Annotated in this window: 15 protein-coding genes; all 15 read right to left on the reverse strand. The window is 31.1% G+C overall.

The window, feature by feature from the left end:
* Nucleotides 1-8 precede the first annotated feature (8 nt).
* The 15 genes from SSABA_RS02950 to rpmG all read right to left on the reverse strand — a co-directional run bounded on the left by SSABA_RS02950 (nucleotide 9) and on the right by rpmG (nucleotide 17060).
* Complete coding sequence (locus SSABA_RS02950; protein ID WP_025251110.1) at nucleotides 9-1163, reverse strand: hypothetical protein; 1155 nt, start codon at nucleotides 1161-1163, stop codon at nucleotides 9-11.
* Between the two features lie 14 nt (nucleotides 1164-1177).
* Nucleotides 1178-1897, reverse strand: coding sequence for an RsmE family RNA methyltransferase (locus tag SSABA_RS02955; protein WP_025251111.1), 720 nt, complete (start codon nucleotides 1895-1897; stop codon nucleotides 1178-1180).
* A 162-nt stretch (nucleotides 1898-2059) separates the two neighbouring features.
* The gene (rbfA, locus tag SSABA_RS02960) at nucleotides 2060-2410 is read right to left on the reverse strand and encodes a 30S ribosome-binding factor RbfA (RefSeq protein ID WP_025251112.1); all 351 of its coding nucleotides are present in this window, start codon (nucleotides 2408-2410) and stop codon (nucleotides 2060-2062) included.
* A gap of 1 nt (nucleotide 2411) precedes the next feature.
* Complete coding sequence (infB, locus tag SSABA_RS02965; protein ID WP_025251113.1) at nucleotides 2412-4304, reverse strand: translation initiation factor IF-2; 1893 nt, start codon at nucleotides 4302-4304, stop codon at nucleotides 2412-2414.
* Nucleotides 4305-4323: 19 nt separating this feature from the next.
* On the reverse strand, nucleotides 4324-4638 hold the full coding sequence (locus SSABA_RS02970) for a L7Ae/L30e/S12e/Gadd45 family ribosomal protein (RefSeq protein ID WP_025251114.1): 315 nt from the start codon (nucleotides 4636-4638) through the stop codon (nucleotides 4324-4326).
* The gene (gene rnpM, locus SSABA_RS02975; protein WP_051464699.1) at nucleotides 4638-4916 is read right to left on the reverse strand and encodes an RNase P modulator RnpM; all 279 of its coding nucleotides are present in this window, start codon (nucleotides 4914-4916) and stop codon (nucleotides 4638-4640) included. Before rnpM ends, SSABA_RS02970 begins: the two co-directional genes overlap by 1 nt.
* Nucleotides 4917-4925: 9 nt before the next feature.
* Entirely contained in the window at nucleotides 4926-6320 is a 1395-nt protein-coding gene (nusA, locus tag SSABA_RS02980) for a transcription termination factor NusA (RefSeq protein WP_025251116.1), read from the reverse strand.
* An 18-nt stretch (nucleotides 6321-6338) separates the two neighbouring features.
* Nucleotides 6339-6833 (reverse strand): ribosome assembly cofactor RimP, encoded by a 495-nt coding sequence (locus SSABA_RS02985; protein ID WP_025251117.1) that lies wholly within the window; start codon nucleotides 6831-6833, stop codon nucleotides 6339-6341.
* A gap of 115 nt (nucleotides 6834-6948) precedes the next feature.
* Complete coding sequence (locus tag SSABA_RS02990; protein ID WP_025251118.1) at nucleotides 6949-11409, reverse strand: PolC-type DNA polymerase III; 4461 nt, start codon at nucleotides 11407-11409, stop codon at nucleotides 6949-6951.
* Between the two features lie 16 nt (nucleotides 11410-11425).
* Nucleotides 11426-12808: a site-2 protease family protein gene (locus tag SSABA_RS02995; RefSeq protein ID WP_025251119.1), complete on the reverse strand. Its 1383-nt coding sequence runs from the start codon at nucleotides 12806-12808 to the stop codon at nucleotides 11426-11428.
* A 16-nt stretch (nucleotides 12809-12824) separates the two neighbouring features.
* Nucleotides 12825-13958 carry a 1-deoxy-D-xylulose-5-phosphate reductoisomerase gene (gene dxr, locus SSABA_RS03000; protein WP_025251120.1) on the reverse strand — a complete coding sequence of 378 codons (1134 nt, stop codon included), beginning with the start codon at nucleotides 13956-13958 and terminating at the stop codon, nucleotides 12825-12827.
* Nucleotides 13959-13961: 3 nt separating this feature from the next.
* Nucleotides 13962-15056: a phosphatidate cytidylyltransferase gene (locus SSABA_RS03005; protein WP_025251121.1), complete on the reverse strand. Its 1095-nt coding sequence runs from the start codon at nucleotides 15054-15056 to the stop codon at nucleotides 13962-13964.
* Nucleotides 15040-15762 (reverse strand): isoprenyl transferase, encoded by a 723-nt coding sequence (locus SSABA_RS03010; RefSeq protein WP_025251122.1) that lies wholly within the window; start codon nucleotides 15760-15762, stop codon nucleotides 15040-15042. Before SSABA_RS03010 ends, SSABA_RS03005 begins: the two co-directional genes overlap by 17 nt.
* Before the next feature lie 27 nt (nucleotides 15763-15789).
* Nucleotides 15790-16857, reverse strand: coding sequence for a M24 family metallopeptidase (locus tag SSABA_RS03015; RefSeq protein WP_025251123.1), 1068 nt, complete (start codon nucleotides 16855-16857; stop codon nucleotides 15790-15792).
* A gap of 59 nt (nucleotides 16858-16916) precedes the next feature.
* Entirely contained in the window at nucleotides 16917-17060 is a 144-nt protein-coding gene (gene rpmG, locus SSABA_RS03020; RefSeq protein WP_025251124.1) for a 50S ribosomal protein L33, read from the reverse strand.
* Between the last annotated feature and the right edge of the window lie 115 nt (nucleotides 17061-17175).

Consider the following 17175-nt stretch of genomic DNA (forward strand, 5'->3'; position numbering starts at 1 on the left):
ACTTACCCCTATTCTATTTCAAATTTATAAAAAATTGTAAACAACATAAATGTTCCTATATCCTTATTATCTGGATAAATATATTTTTTTGATAATTTTAAATTTGACTCTTCATTAATTTTTTGTCAATTTCTTATCAAAATATTTTTGTTTAAGCCTTTGCTAGTTAAATACGGATTGATATCATAGAGATGAAAAAAAGCAAAGTCTTTTTCAATCGAAGAATTTTCATAGCTTTTAATTACTTCTTGAGCGTAATTTGTGAAATCACTTATGAAACGTTTGAAGTTCGTATATGTACTATTAAAAACAAAACTTAGGCGATTAATTTTAAAGGCTTGGTAAACTTGATTGAAGGTTTTTGAATTTTTAAAAAGAAAATCATTTTTTCTAAATAAATTATCTGTAAAAATTTCATTTCTTAAAAATTTTTTGTATACAAGACTAATTCATTTTTTCATGTTATCGTCCTTGTGTAAATCGGTTTGAATTTTACTTATAATTGCAATCTTCAAAATCCTTATTTCTTCGGAACTAATTTTTCTTCCCTTATATTGATAAAAAGATAAAAATAAAAAATCCAACTTTTTAAATAAAAGTTTATTTAAAATTTGATACTCTTTTGTTAATTTTAAATCAAAACTAATTTTATAAGTTCCTCTTTTTTTAATAATTTGATAAATCTTATTATTATCGAAACCAACAACTATTTCCATTTGAACTCTGGTGTTTTCAACTTTTCAAACCAACTCAATTATTTCCTTTTTATCTGAATTTAAGTAGCCCTTGGTCTTAATTTCAATATCATCTTCAAACTGGGCGGTAGAAATTTTTTTGATAATTTGCTGTTGAAGTAAGTTAATCTCGTCAACTTTTTCAGTAATTGGTTCATTAATTTGATTTTCATAAAATTGAAATTTCTTGAAACTGGTTCTCTTTAAACCTATTGCTTCAATTTTTATAATCTCATGAAAATTAAAAATTAAATTGTTTTTATAGTCCCCGATTATTTTTAGGTTTACAATTGATGCTAACTCCTGTGTCAATTTATAAATTTGACGATTTATTTTTTGAAAAATTTGGTTCGGGACTTTGTATTTATTTTTATAAGCATTAATCGTTTTTAAATCCGCAATTATTTCTTCATAATTATTTATTTCCAAAATTTGACCCCATTCTATAAGTCATATTCATAAATGATACTACTCAAAAATAAAAGTGGTGCTGTCTCAGCTCTAAAAATATTTTTACCAAGCGATACAACTTCATAGCCATTTTCTTCAAACCATTTTATTTCATTTGCTTCTAAACCGCCCTCTGGACCTATTACCAACGCAACTTCTTTAAGTTCTGGGACTAAAAATTGTTTAAAATTGTTATTTTTTTCATTTTCATAAGCAACAAGTTTTGTTTTACAAGTTATCATTTCATTTAAGGCATTAAGGTTTTTTATGATCGGAGTAATTTCAGGAATCCTGATTTGATGAGATTGTTCTGAGGCATCTTCGCAAATTTTTTTTCAGCGTGCAATTTTTGCTGTAATTTTTTTTTCATCAATTTTCACGACGTTGCGTTTAAATTCTATTGGAATTATTCTAGTGGCTCCTAATTCTGTTGCTTTTTGTAAAACAAAATCTCACTTTTGTTCTCTAATTAATCCTAAAATCAATGTCACGTTGCACTTTTTTGAAAAATCGACTTTTTTTGAAGAAATTGTTTTTGTTAAAATTTCATCGTTGCTAATTTCTAAAATTTCAACTAAAAATTCTGTATTTTTGTAGATTAGCACAATTTGCTCTTTAGGTTTTAATTTAACAACATTTTTTATATGATGAATATTTTCAGGAGAAAAAATAAAATTTTCATTATTTTTTTCTTCAATAAAATACCTGTGCATAAAATCAACTCTTAACTATACATATTATTATAAACGAAATAAAATTGTCAAAAAATAGTTTTTAAAATTTTATTTAATTTCAAGCCAAGCTAAGATTTATTTTTCAATATTACTAGAAAAAATAAAAAACACAAAAAATGTGTTTTTAAATTTAAAAAGCAATTAATTTTTTTTAATATTTTTCAAAATTTCTTCAATTTTATTGGCGTTATTTAAAGATTCATCATAAATAAACTCAAGTTCAGGTACAAATTTAACTTCAATTTTGCCAGCCAATTGGTGGCGAATTTCTTTTGCATTCATTTGCACCTCTTTTATTACCTCATCTTTTGAAATTGAATCCATTAAATGTGAATAAAAAACCTTTGCATGACTTAAATCATTTGTCAAACGCACTTCTTTTACAGAAAGCGAACGAATAACTTCGTTATCATGAAACTCCTTTTGAAAAATTAGGCTTAATTCTCGCAAAATGCTTGAATTAAGGCGTTCTACTTTAATATCGTGACCCATATTATTTCACCTCTTCTACTTTATATACTTCTATAATATCATTTTCTTTAATATCATTAAAGTTTTTAACAGTTAAACCGCAATCTTGATCTTTTTTGGCTTCTTTGATTTCCTCTTTAACATGTTTTAGCGAAGAAAGTTCTCCTGTGAAAATTATAATCCCATCTCTTAAAATTCTTAGTTTCGAACCTCGCGGAATTACTCCGTCAATAACATGACATCCTGCAATAGTTCCAACTTGTGAGTGTCTAAATATTTGACGAACTTCAGCTTGACCAAGAACTTTTTCTTCAAAAATTGGATCTAGCATTCCTTTGGCAGCTTCTTCTAGTTCCTCAATTAGTTTATAAATAATTGTATGTAAACGAATTTCAACCCCGTCTTCATCAGCTTTTTGACGCACCGGAGCAGTTGGACGAACATTGAATCCATAAACAATTGCACTACTTGCTAATGCAAGTGTGATATCTGAATTGGAAATAGCCCCTACAGAAGCTCTAATGATATCAAGACGAACTCCAGAAATTTCAATTTTTTGCAATGAATTTCTAACGGCTTCTACTGAACCTTGAGTATCAGCTTTTAAAATAACATTGACAGTTTTTAAATTTCCTTGATCGATTTGATTTTTTATTGAATCTAAGGTAAACGATTGATGCTTGTTACGACTTTCTTCAATTTGACGTTGTAACTGCGCTTCTGCAATATCGCGAGCCATTTTTTCTTCGCTGACAATCATAAATTTATCCCCTGCTCTGGGCACTTCATTTAGACCTACTAAAACAACTGGTTGAGATGGAAGAGCTGATTTAATTTTGGCTCCATGCTCATTTTCCATGTCTTTTGTTAGCCCATAAGTGGCCCCAGCAACAATTAAATCACGCATATTCAAGGTTCCTTGTTGCACTAAAACAGTTGCTGTTGGACCTCTTGACTTACTTAAATGAGCTTCAATAACAGTTCCAGTGGCAAACTTGTCTGGATTAGCTTTTAATTCTTTTAACTCTGAAACAAGTAAAATAGTTTCTAATAGATTTTCTAGTCCCTGACGTTGTTTTGCTGAACCTTCAATAAACGGAACATCCCCACCAAATTCTTCAGCAACGATATTAAAACGCATTAATTCGGTTTTAACTCGGTTTGAATCTGCGCCGGGTTTATCAATTTTATTGACAAAAACAATGATTGGGACATTAGCAGCTTTTGCATGGTCAATTGCTTCCTCTGTTTGAGGCATTACCCCATCATCTGCTGCCACAACCAAAATAACTATATCAGTTACATCAGCTCCACGAGCTCGCATTTCAGTAAAAGCTTCATGGCCTGGAGTATCAATAAATGTGATTTTTTGATTTTTATCAGTTTTAACTTGATAAGCCCCAATATGTTGGGTAATCCCTCCAAATTCACCATCAGTTACATTAATATTTGTATTACGGATTGAATCCAGCAATGTTGTTTTACCGTGATCAACGTGCCCCATGATTGTAACTACTGGGGGGCGTTCTTTTAAATCACTTGGTTTATCTTTAACCAGCAGAGTCTCAAAAATATTTTCTTTAGTAACTTCAACTTCTTTTTTAAAGTCAAATCCAAACTCTAAAGCCAATTCACCAATTTGCTCCTCAGATAAAGAGGTATTTGGTGTAACCATTGCCCCCGATTTAAAGAAATACTTAACGATTTCAGCAACGTTTTTATTTATTTTCTTACCAAACTCAGCAATTGTAATTGGTCCAGTAAAAATAAAAACTCCATCAATTAAACCGGTCGCTTTTGTTTCACGTAGTTGATTTTTTAAGGTATTAGAGTGTGCCTTTAACTTATTTTTATCTGAATTTTGTTTTGGATTACTATTTTTGTTATTTTTATTTTGATTTACTTTTTTACCCATAATTATTTATTCCTTTCTGTTATTCTTCTATAATATTTTTCACCCACTTAGCATTTTTAAAATCTTTAATCCCGATCGCCTTGACATTATCCTTGCCGATTGCATGAGACAATTCTTGACTTGTCATTAAATCGTGATATACATTTACTTTATAAAAATTGCATTTGTCAGTTAGTTTCTTTTTTTGGCTTTCTCCCATATCTGAACTTATTAAAACTAATTTAATTTTTCCAGCTTTGACAAGTTCAAATAAAGTATTTCCACTGATTAGACTTCGACTTGCTTGAACAAGCCCTAACGTTTGCAATAATTTTGAATTATTTTCTTTATTCATTAATCCCAATTTTCTTCAATTTCTTTTTTTAAAATATTATAAAATTCTTTGTCTAATTTAATTTTTAAAACCTTTTCAATAATGTTTGTCTTCATGACTTTTTCAAGAGATTTCAAATTTGGGGCGATATAAATACCACGACCGTTGGCCTTTTTGCTTTGATCTATAAAAACTTCATTATTTTTATTTTTAACGATTCTTATTAACTCTTGTTTTGGCAGCATTTGATTGCTAGCAACGTCCTTGCGAGTTACAATGTGTTTTGATTTCTCCAAAATTTTAGTCCTCTACTTTTGGTCATAGTATTGATCGTATTCTTCAAGTTCTTCGTCAAGTTCTTCGTCTAAGACTTCACCAAAATTTTCTTCTTTAACTAAATTATCAAACGCTTCTAAATTAGCTTGAATATCATCTAAACTCGCGACCTCTTCAACAATTTCTTCTTCAGGCTCTTCTCAATCATACTCTTTTGTTTCAACAAATTTATTGGTTCCTTGATTTTCAGCAAAAGATTTACGCTTAAAGATATTATTAATAAATTCAGGATCATTCATTTCAACTTCGTTAATGTTACCGTTTCAAAGAATTTCGATTCCTTTTTCTAAAGCGCTCTCATAAGAATAAATATTAATTTTCATTTTTACTAAGTTTGCCACTAGCCTTGCAGCCATTCCTGATTTTCCAATTGCCAAAGAAAGCTGATTGTTTGGTACCACAACATCACATTCACGATGTGCATCTTCTAAGTTACCTTCTTCGTCAAAAAACTCTTCTTCGTCAACCATTATGCTAACAACTCTTACAGGGGCTAAAGCATTCATAATAAACTTATCTGAATTTTCATCTCATTTTACAATATCAATTTTTTCACCATTTAATTCTTTTGTTACAGCTTTAATACGAGATCCCCCGGCCCCAACACAAGCACCAATTGGATCAACATTTTCATCATTAGAATAAACGGCTACTTTAGCTCTTTTCCCCGGTTCACGAGAAACTGATTTAACTTCAATGATTCCTTCGCTAATTTCAGGAACTTCCATTTCCATTAGTTTTGTTAAAAAATCTGGATGAACTCGTGAAGTTGAAACTTGAGAATGCTTATTATCTTTTGAAACATCTTCGATATAAAAAGTTACACGATCTCCAATACTAATTTTTTCTTGGTTTATTGTTTTTCGATTTCAAAGCGAAACAACTGTTCCCTCAACATCAATTAAATATGAGTTTTCGGTGATATCAACAACTCTTCCTGTTTGAATTTCGTGCAATTTTGGTAAAAAGAAGTCATAAACTTTATTTTTTTCACCTTCGCGAATCTTTTGTTTAATAATTTGTCCAACTTGGAATATTGCTAAACGAGAATAGTCATCTGAAAATTTTACTTGTTCATTGACAATGTCTCCGATTGTTACTTTTTCTGAATACTTTTCTTTAGCTTGTGAAAGACTAATTTCTAACCATTCATCTTCTACTTTTTGGACAACTGTTAAGCGTTTTGAAACACTTATCATTCCTGTTACTTCATCAACATTAACATCAATTATAGCTTCAGGATCAAAAAACTTTTCATAAGCTTTTTGAAATCCTTCTCGAATTCCCTCGAAAATAATTTCATCTGGGATTTGTTTTTCTTGCGCTATTGATTGAATTGCTGTTAGCAATTCGGCTCCGTTTACCATAAAATTGTTTTTCTCCTTTTAAAATTTTACTGCTAATCTAACAAATTTAATATCTTCTCATTTGAGTCAAACATTTTTTTTCTTTCCTTTTAAAAAGAAGAAGATTTTAAATTCATCTTTGATTTTGTCATATTCAAGTAAATCTGCATTAAACTCATCAACAAATTCAACTTTAAAATTAATTTGAAAAAATAAGTAGTTACCAACGTTTTCAATTAATTCAGCTTTTGAATGGATTGTTCTTTCAATTCCTGCAGATGCAACTTCAAGCACATAAGCATCAGACAAGTCCGCTACTCTGTCAAGTGCTGCTGAAATTTTTTCGTTTGCAGCAACCAAATTATCAAAATCAACTGTTAAATTCGATTTATCAAAATTTACTACCAAAACTTGCAAAACCGAGGTTTCAAAATCTAGAACATTATTTAATTCGTATAATTCCAAGTTTGATTCTTTCAAAATCGGCTCAATTATTGATAATAACTGCGGTTTTAATTCGTTAAAATTATTCATTTGGTTCCTTTCTTTCAATAACAAAGGAAGGCTTTCGCCTTCCTTTCAATTTACTGATCTGACAATTAAATTATATTGGTTTTGCTAAAAAAAATCAAGGATTTAAAATAAAATTTTAAAAATCAAATTTCATTTGTTCATCATTTTCTAAAGAACTTGTAATTTGCAATTCTTCAAACATTTTAATCTGATTTTTAGTAATTTGGGTGCGATCTCTAAGATCGTTAATTGAGGTAAACTGCTTTTCTGATCTTGCATTGACAATTGAATGAGCCACGGCTTCACCCAGAGAATCAATAACATTAAACGGAGGAACTATGACTTTTTCATGAGTTTCAGGATCTACAACAATTTTAAAATTCAAGGCATCACTATCTTTAAAATTAATATTTTGGATTTTAATGCCTCGGGCAAACATTTCTAGTAATATCTCATAAACAGTTATTAAAGCTCGCTCCTTTGTTGATAAATTTTCATTTCGATTTGAACGAACTTCTAAATCCCGTAATTTTTCTTGTACTAAACTAGCTCCCCCAAGCGCAGCTTCTAAATCAAAAAAATCTGCTCGAGTTGAAAAATATGTTGCATAATATTCTTCGGGATAATAAATTTTGTATCAAGCAACTCGATAAGCCATTAAAACATAGGCTGTTGCATGAGCTTTTGGGAACATATATTTAATTTTTAAACAAGAATCAATATATCATTGTGGTACATTATTATTTAGCATTTCTTGGACCCATTCCTCTTTTGGAATTCCATTTCCTTTACGAACACTTTCCATAATAGCAAATGCCATTGAAGGATCTAGTCCCTTGTCCATCAAATAAACCATAATGTCGTCTCGACACCCGATTACCGAAGAAATTGTAGCTTCCCCGGCTTTAATTAATCCTTGAGCGTTATTAATTCAAACATCAGTTCCGTGACTTAACCCAGATATTTGGACTAAATCAGCAAAGGTTTTTGGTTGTGTTTCTCTTAACATCGAACGAACAAATTGCGTTCCAAATTCTGGAATTCCAATAGCCCCTGTTGTTTCTCCATTGATGTCTTCGGCTTTAATTTTTAAGCTCTCTAAGCCAGAAAATAATTTATAAACTTCAGGGTCGTTTGTAGGAATTTCTAGCGGGTCAAAACCAGTGAAATCTTTTAACATTTTTAGTGCTGTGGGGTCAACATGACCTAAAATATCCATTTTTAGTAAATTATCATGAATTGAATGAAAATCAAAGTGGGTTGTTAGTCAGCTTGAATTGGTATCATCAGCTGGATAATTTACCGGGGTGAAGTCTTCAATTTCAAACTCCGCTGGCAAAATTACAATCCCCCCGGGATGTTGTCCCGTTGTTCTTTTAACACCTGTAGCTAAATCTGCAAGGCGTTCAACCTCAACTCTTCGGGGATTATAATCAACACCATATATTTTTTCAAAATAAGCTTTTACATAACCATAGGCGGTTTTGTCAGCCACCGTTGAAATTGTTCCTGCTCGAAATACATTGTTTTCTCCAAACATTTCCTTTGTAAAGTTATGTGCTCGAGCTTGATAATCTCCTGAAAAGTTTAAATCGATATCTGGAACTTTATCACCATCAAATCCTAAAAAAGTCTCAAAAGGAATATCGTGACCATCACCAATTAACAAAGCTTTACAATTTGGACAGTGTTGCTTGGGTAAATCATAGCCACACTTTATTTCTGGGGGTGTATTGAAATCTGAAAACTGACACTTTTCACAACGATAATGAGCTTTAAGCGGGTTAACCTCTGTAATTAAACTGGTTGTAGCAACAAAACTAGAACCAACCGATCCTCGAGAACCAACTAAATAACCATCAGCTAAGCTTTGAGTTACTAGTTTGTGTGAAATTCAATAAACAACCGCAAACCCGTGTTTAATAATACTTGAAAGTTCCTTTTCCAATCGTTGAGCAACAATTAAGGGAAGATTTTCACCATATAATTTTTTGGCATTCTGGTAGCACAGATCTGTTAGCATTTTATCAACATTTTCAATTTGAGGAGGATAACTTCCGGTTTTTAGCGGACTAACACTACCATCAATTTCGTTGGCAATTAAATTTGAATTTCTTACAACAATTTCATAAGCTAAGTTGTCATCATTTAAAAATTTAAATTCATCTAACATTTCTTGAGTTGTGCGAAGATGCTGATCTGGGTAATCACTAATTCTTTGTTTGAAATCATAGAGTGGATGACTCGAGCCCCCAAGTCCTTTGGAGTTAATGAAAACTTCGCGAATTGATTTTAATTTTGGATCAACATAATGTGCATCACTTGTTGCTACAATAATTTTTTGACATTTTTTAGTTGCTGTTATAATGAGTTTGATGATTCGTTCAAGTTCTTCATTTGTTAAGTCACTTGTTTGAATTAAATTTTTATAAACGCTTAAAGGTTGAATTTCTACAAAATCGTAATTCAAAATTGCAGCTTCTAAATCAACAATTCGCCCTGTTCGAGCCAAGTCAAATATTTGGCCATTAACACAACCCGAGCCAATTAAGATATTATTTTTTTGACGGAATTCCAATAATTTACTTTGAAATATTTTTGGAGATCCAAAAAAATTAAAAGTATGTGATCACGAGATTAACTTGTAAAGATCTTTTAATCCATCTTGATTTTTAGCCAATACGTTAGTATGATGGCCACGACTTCTAAGATAATTGGTATTATTTTTATTGTCTTCTGGATGAATTGAATTTCAATCTGAATCAGTTGCAATTGTGAAAGTTTTTTTTGCTTCCATTAAAATTCGCTCATAAATTGCTCTTAGAATTTCAGCGTCATAATCACCTCGGTGAGCAATTTTTTCATCATATAAGACTCCAAAATTTTTAGCCACTGTTCCTAATCGGTGGTTTTTAATTTTTGGCAATACCACTCTGGCGATACTTAATGTATCAATCACGGTGTTATTAATTTCCCCAAAACCTAATTTACTAGATCATGACTTTAAAAAGTTAAGGTCGAAATTGGCATTGTGAGCTACCAAAATTGTGTCTTTAATAATTTCCATAATTTCTTTAAACGCTGTTTTAATATCGGGTTTGTCAGCTAACATATCATCTGTTATCCCTGTTAGCTCAGTTGTGAATCGACTCAATTGACGTTCGGGTTTTATTAAAATATCAATTTTTTTTGATTCTCCCGTAGCAGGATTATAAGTAACCGCTCCAAATTCAATTATCTCATCAAACTCAGGTGATAAGCCAGTTGTTTCCAAGTCAAAAAAAACAAATTTTGCTTGGTTAAGGTTTTGATTTTTTGGGTTTTTGACATATCACAAATCATCACTGAGCATTGTCATTTCAACACCATAAATCATTTTCAATTTTTCTGCATCCTGACGATTTTTGTTAATTTTGGCTAATGCCATAGCCGCTTCTGGATAAGCTTGAACATTTAAGTGGTCAGTTAGAGCAATTGCCTTGTGGCCTCATTGAGCTGCATAATTAATAAAATCAGTTATCGAACTAACCCCATCCATGACAGACATTTTAGAGTGAACATGGAGTTCAACTCTTTTTTCATCAGCATGATCTTGGCGAATATTTTCACTTCTTTCCAATTTTTGAAAGTTATCAATATAAAATACGTTGTCCTTACTATAATCATTTCAACGAAGTGATCCTTGAAGTGCGACTCAATCCCCGACTGTTATTAACTCTTCAGTTGCACCTTGGTCCCCATCTACTTCATCAAATGGTGTTGCTACATTGGCAACTCTTTGAAAGTAATTTGCCATCAACGAAGAAGAATCATCAGTTAATGCCAAGGTATATATATTGCGGCCACTTTTAGGAGAAAATTTAATTGCTTTTTTAATAATTCTTCCGTGAATAATTACGTTTTGTGCACTATCCTCAATTTCTTCAAGTCTATTATAAGTTGGTTCTTCAAAATTAATTGTTGATTTTTTAAAAAAAGATTTTTTGTCACCAAATGGTTTTTTAACTACGCTATTAAAAGATGTTGTCTGTCCAGTATCTTTTTTTTGAGCAACAATTTCGTTGACCTTTTTATAGGCATCATCAACTTGAGCAATTAAATCTACGGCATTAGGATTAATTTTAAAAATTATTTTCAAATTTTTAAATCCATAATCACAGAATTTTTTAAGATAAAAATCTTTGTGTTTAGTTCATAGTTGCTTTTCGGTTTCATCAGCTGCGGTAATGATTAAAGTTTGTCCTTCAAGACAAAAACAATCTAAACTTAAAGTTTTAACAAATCCTGCTTTAAAATTTGCTTTATGGTTAATGATATACTGAAAATATTCTCAAACTAAGTCGCTACTATATTCTTGGTTTTCAACAAAGAACTTAATTTTAGTTGGAATTACAGAATTTTTTAAAAGTTGTGGTTCCCAATCAATTAAAAAATTTGTTGGCAAAAAATCAACAATTTTTATTATTATATTAGCTCGGTTTTTTTTAATATCAAATTCGGGATTTTCAAGCAAGCAAGCCTTTGAAAATAACTGAGCTTGGGAATCATTTAAATAAATGTTAATTCTTGAAAAAAATTCTTGTAATTTTTGATCCATTTTTGTCTCCTTCTAGTTATAGGAAATCCTTAAATATAACGAAAATAAAAATCATTAAAAATAATAGAATCCCAATTACACTTATCAGAATTTTAAATTTATCACTTATTTCACGACGAATACATAATTCAATAAAGTTTTCTAATACTCGATAGCCATCTAATGGAGGAATTGGAATTAGGTTTAATACAAATAAATTAGCTGAAATAAATGCAATATATAGGAAAAAACTTGCTGGTCCAGCAGTAAAATTTAGCAATGATTGATTAGCGGTTTGAAATGGTGATGCCACTCCTGAAAAGTCAAAGGTAAACATTTTACCAAAAGCTTTCATAATTTGTCATGATTGAACAAAAGTGTCCTGTCACCCAAATGCATAACCAGCTCCAGCAGATTTGAAATATCGATTTGGAGGTGCAATTCCAACTGAATCCCCTGGAGCAAAATGACTCTTTGAAAAGTTGCTATCAAGTTGAAGCTCCTTAAGCTTTGCAGGGTCATAACTTTCGCTTCAATCAGTTAGAACTAAATTATGTTCTTCATTAACTGCTTTTGGGGAACTAATTTGTTGGACGGCCCCGTTATAACGGTCCACTTTTTTAAAAGCAAATCTAATGTAGGTTGTTGACTCATTATTAACATCTTTAAAGTTTAAGTTATTAACAAAGTTATAGACTGTCTTTTCGTAAGTTACCGCATGGTTGGATTTAAAGTCATTAATTAATAATTTTGAGGGAATATCTGAGGAAAGTTTTAAAAAATCATCATTTTCAAAAGCTGCTCTATCAATATTATTAAATAAGATGACAGTTGATTCATCATTTTCAGGAGATACTGGTTGAGTCGCATCTGCATTATAATTTTGTTGAATAACTTGTCATCCTCAAATGACATACTGTTGGTTAACTTCTTCTACTTGAGGAGATGATTTTAACAAATTGTAGGCAATTTTGTTTTCATCATAGTTTGCCCCATAAAATTGCATGTCATTTTTTTTGACTCCAGTAGCAGCATAAATTGTTGTAATTAAAAATAGTGCCAAAAATAAATTGACAGCAATTCCTCCCAAAATTATAAAAAAACGTTTTCATCTGGCAATATAATCCATTTTTCTAGCATCAGGAATGTTTTTTTCCTCTTCTTCTCGTCCCACTGGTGGGTCAGCGCGATCAGAGGCAATCGAACAATATCCCCCGAAGGGAATTCAACGCATTGTAAATCAAGTTTCTTTACCCTTGATTGTAAAAATTTTTGGACCTAAACCTACTGAAAATTCATAGACATAGGCTTTACAAATTTTGGCAATTAAAAAATGCCCTAATTCATGTAGGGTGATTACTATTTGTAAAACTATTAATCCTAACACAAGTCCAAAAATGATTTCAAGTCATGCTGGCATTGATAACCACCGCTTTCTAATGTCTAGTTAATTGCCTTGTTTTTTTACGAATTTCTAAATCAAAATTATAAATACAATCATAATCTATTATTTCATAATCTTCAGCTTCATTAAAGATTATACCAACAATTTTGGTTATTTCCCTAAAAGATATTACTCCCTTTAAAAAAGCTTCAACCGCAACTTCGTTTGCCGCATTCAGGGCAATTGCTTTTGAATTAAAACTATCTAAGCACTGAAATGCTCAACGAATTGGAACAAATCGGTCAGCATCAATTGTTTGCAAGTTGAGCTGTACTAATTTAGTAAAGTCAATGGGTTGAAGTAGATTGTTAGTTAAGATTTTTGGATAATAAAGCCCAAAATTAATAACTTGTCTCATATCGGGAATGCTTAGCTGAGCTTTAATAGAAAAATCATGAAATTCCACCATTGAATGAATAATTGACTGCGGATGTAATAGCACTTGAATTGCTTTAGTTTTAAACAAGTGGTGAGCTTCAATAATTTCAAAAGCTTTATTCATCATCGTTGCTGAATCAACAGTAATTTTCTCACCCATATTTCAACTTGGGTGGTTTAAGACACGTTCCTTTGTTACAAATTCTGTTTCTTCTAAAGAGAGATCTCTTAAACTTCCTCCTGAAGCAGTTAAGTATAAATTTCTAAAAGCATTATTACTATCCAAACACTGAAAAATTGCAGCATGCTCAGAATCAATTGGAATAATTTGAGACTGCGGATTTTCTTGTAATAATTTGGCAACTAAATTTCCTCCACATACAAGGGATTCTTTATTTGCTAGTAAAATAGTTTGCAAATGACAAACAGCTGCAATTGTTGCTTGTAATCCAAAAAAGCCCGATAATGCATTAATAACAATATTATTTGGGCTCATAAAATCAAGTAATTTGACAATGTCATTTTCATAATAAAATTTAATATTGAAAAAGCGCTTTTCCAACAATTGATTTTTTTGGCTCAAATAAACTACTTGAATCGACGGAAATGCATCTAAAATCTTTGTTAACTGCTCAACGTTTTTGCCTGCACTAACACCAACTAACTGAAAATCAGAATTATTACTTAATAGTTCCAAAGCTTGTTGACCAATATTTCCTGTTGCCCCGAATAAAATTACTTTTTTCATAAATTAACGAATAAAAATAGTAATAAAGAATACAACAAAAAAGGCAAAGGTGAAGGAATCAAGACGGTCCAAAACTCCCCCATGACCTGGAACTATTCTAGAGTAATCTTTTATACCAATCGAACGTTTAATTCAAGAAAATAATAAATCACCAATTTGGCCAATAATTGAAAAAGCGGCTGAAATTAGAATGTATCATAAAACAACAATTCAGGTTGCATTATTTTGACTCATTGTTGCTGTAAAAGGAGCATAATCCCTTGTAGCATTAAAGGCAAAAAATAAAACCGCATAAAGCGCCCCAGTTGAGAATCCAGCCACAAAGCCAATTGAAGCTCCTTCTCAAGTTTTTTTGGGACTAATTTGAGGAGCAAGTTTTGTTTTACCAAACTTCATTCCTCCAAGATAAGCAAATGTGTCAGTTAAAATTATAATCATTCAAATTCAAATTACAGTATTAAAACTATAAAATGCTTTATATCCCTCTCCTGTATCTGTCACTGATAGACACAAAATTGTGAAGCCTTTATAGGCAAATACTATTACAATCATCATTATAAAAGCCAGCAGAGATCTTGTAATTGTTAAATGCGGTTTGGTTACTGCATAAACAATAAAGACAATTAAACTACAAGCTGCTAAAACTCAAAATATTCACGGTTTCAATCAAGTCGAATAAAATCCTTCAATGAAAATTAGATTTGACTGTGTTGCTGCTGGTAAAAAATCAGATGAACGAATTGGAGCCGCAAACAATAATAATGCCAACAAGATAATTATTGTTTGTATCCATCAATGTTTCAGACCTAAAGCGCGATTCATTTCTCATATACTAATACTAATTAAAAATACACTTCCTAAAAGTGAAATAATTACAAAATATGTTGAATCAAATGCCTTTGAATTAATAAACGAGGTATAAATTGCCCCTGAAACTACATAAATCAATAGCAAAGTTAACAAAACGACTGTTGAGCATGCGCGAACCTTTAGATTTGAAAGTTCCTTCTTGCTGGCAAAGCCTTCGCCTTTTGCTGCTTTTTTATTTTCTTCTGGAGTTACAACCTGAGCAGAGTCTGGTTTATTCAGCTTGGTCATTTGAGATACCTCCAAATCTTCTATTAACACTATTATAATATGTTATTGCGGTTTTTAAATCTTTTTGCGAAAAATCAGGTCACATTTTTTTGCTAAAATAAATTTCAGCATAGCAACACTGTAATAACAAAAAATTACTAATTCTTGTTTGGCCGCCTGTGCGAATTAATAAATCCACATCTGGTAGGTTGTGGGTGTATAAATTTTCTCTAATTAGTTCTTCGGTGACATCTAAGTTGGTAACCTTATTTATTTTAATATAATTTGTGATTTTTTTAACAGCATTTGTAATTTCTTCTCATGCCCCATAATCAAAAGCAATCGATAAAACTAAACCTGTATTATTTGCAGTTTTACTAATCGCTTGATCTAAAGCTTCTTTTGTTTGAGTTGGTACTTTTGCCTTGCGTCCAATTCAATTGATTTTAATATTGTTTTCTTGAAAAAAATCCAGACGGTTTTGTGAAAAAATTTTATCTGGAACTTGCATAAGGAAATCAACTTCTTCTTCTGGGCGATTTCAATTTTCTGTTGAAAAGGCAAAAACGGTCAAATATTTGATCCCAAGTTGACTTGCCCCTAAAGCAATATCTTCAATTTTTTCCATTCCCTTTTGGTGACCAAATGAACGGTTTTTTCCCAATTGCTTTGCTCAGCGCCCATTACCATCAAGAATTATTGCTAAATGCTTTAATGGTTTTTTCATAATACCCTCTTCTATTGGTCTTAAATGTTATTTAACAAAAATTAGTTCTCTCTTTGCTGATGTTAAAACTTTTGAACCCTCACTTGTAACTAGAATATCATCTTCAATTCTAACTCCTCCAAGTCCTGGAATATAAATCCCTGGCTCGACTGTTATCACATGACCTGGTTCTAAAATTTTATTACCTGCAACTGATTGATAAGGTTCTTCGTGAATTTCAATCCCTAAACCATGTCCAGTCCCGTGAGTAAATCATTGTCCATAACCTTTTTGATCAATATAATTAAAACATACTTCGTGAATTTTTTTGGCTTCAACTCCAGCTTTTACTGCATCGATTCCAGCTTGTTGGGCGTCATAAACTATTTGAAAAATTTCCTTCAATTTTAAATCGATTTTTTCCCCCATCGCAAATGTTCGAGTTTGATCTGAAGCATAACCATTGTAAAAACAACCCATATCTAAGGTAACTAAATCTCCACTGGCAATTTTTTTGTCTGATGGAACTGCGTGGGGCATAGCACCGTTTATCCCTGAAGCAACAATAGTGTCAAAACTTAATTTATCAGCATTGAATTTTAGAAAAGAATCTGAGACAAATCTTGCTAATTCCTTTTCGGTCATTCCTGGTTTAACGTTTGCAATGACATCATCAAACACTTTTTTAGTGATGTCACATGCAGTCTGAATTTGTTCAATTTCTCAGTCATCTTTTTTAATACGAATATTTTCAGTATTAATTCCTAAAAGCTCTGCGGTTAAATTAGTTTGTCAAAGTTTGGCATCTTTAACAAAAACCCAATCACTTTCATAGCCAAGTTTTGTAATATTGTGAGCAACTAATTTTTCTTGTAGCAATTTATAGACTGCTCCAAATCCAATAATTTCATCAATATTTTGTAAATCTTTTAGGTTTTGAGCCGCTGTTAAATAACGCCCATCAACAAATAAATAAGTTTTAGTTTTTGTCACTAAAATATAACCCAATGATGAGTTAAAACGACTAAACCAATAGCGGTTTTGTGGGGAATGCAAAAGCATTGCGTCAACTCCGCTTTGGCCCATTAATTCATTAATAATTGTCTTTTTATCAATTTTCATTTTTTTCTTCCTTTTCTGTTATTAAAATTTTACAATAAAAAAATAGGAAAACCCTATTTTTTTTGCTTATGAACTTGATGGCTATTGCATTTAAAACAATGCTTTTTAACTTCAATTTTTTCTTTCTTTTTGTCATTTTTTGCAATATAGTTTTCTTCTTTACAAATCGAACAACGTAGAATAACTCCTTCGCGCATTTATAACCCCTCCTTTTAAGAATTTATAATTTCCCTAATTAAATTTCTAGGCAAATAAATAATATCATATTTTTTATTATTTTTTAAAAAAAATGCTTTTTTAATTATATTTTCC

The sequence above is a fragment of the Spiroplasma sabaudiense Ar-1343 genome, assembly GCF_000565215.1.
GTDB classification, from domain to species: Bacteria; Bacillota_I; Bacilli_A; order Mycoplasmatales; family Mycoplasmataceae; genus Spiroplasma_B; species Spiroplasma_B sabaudiense.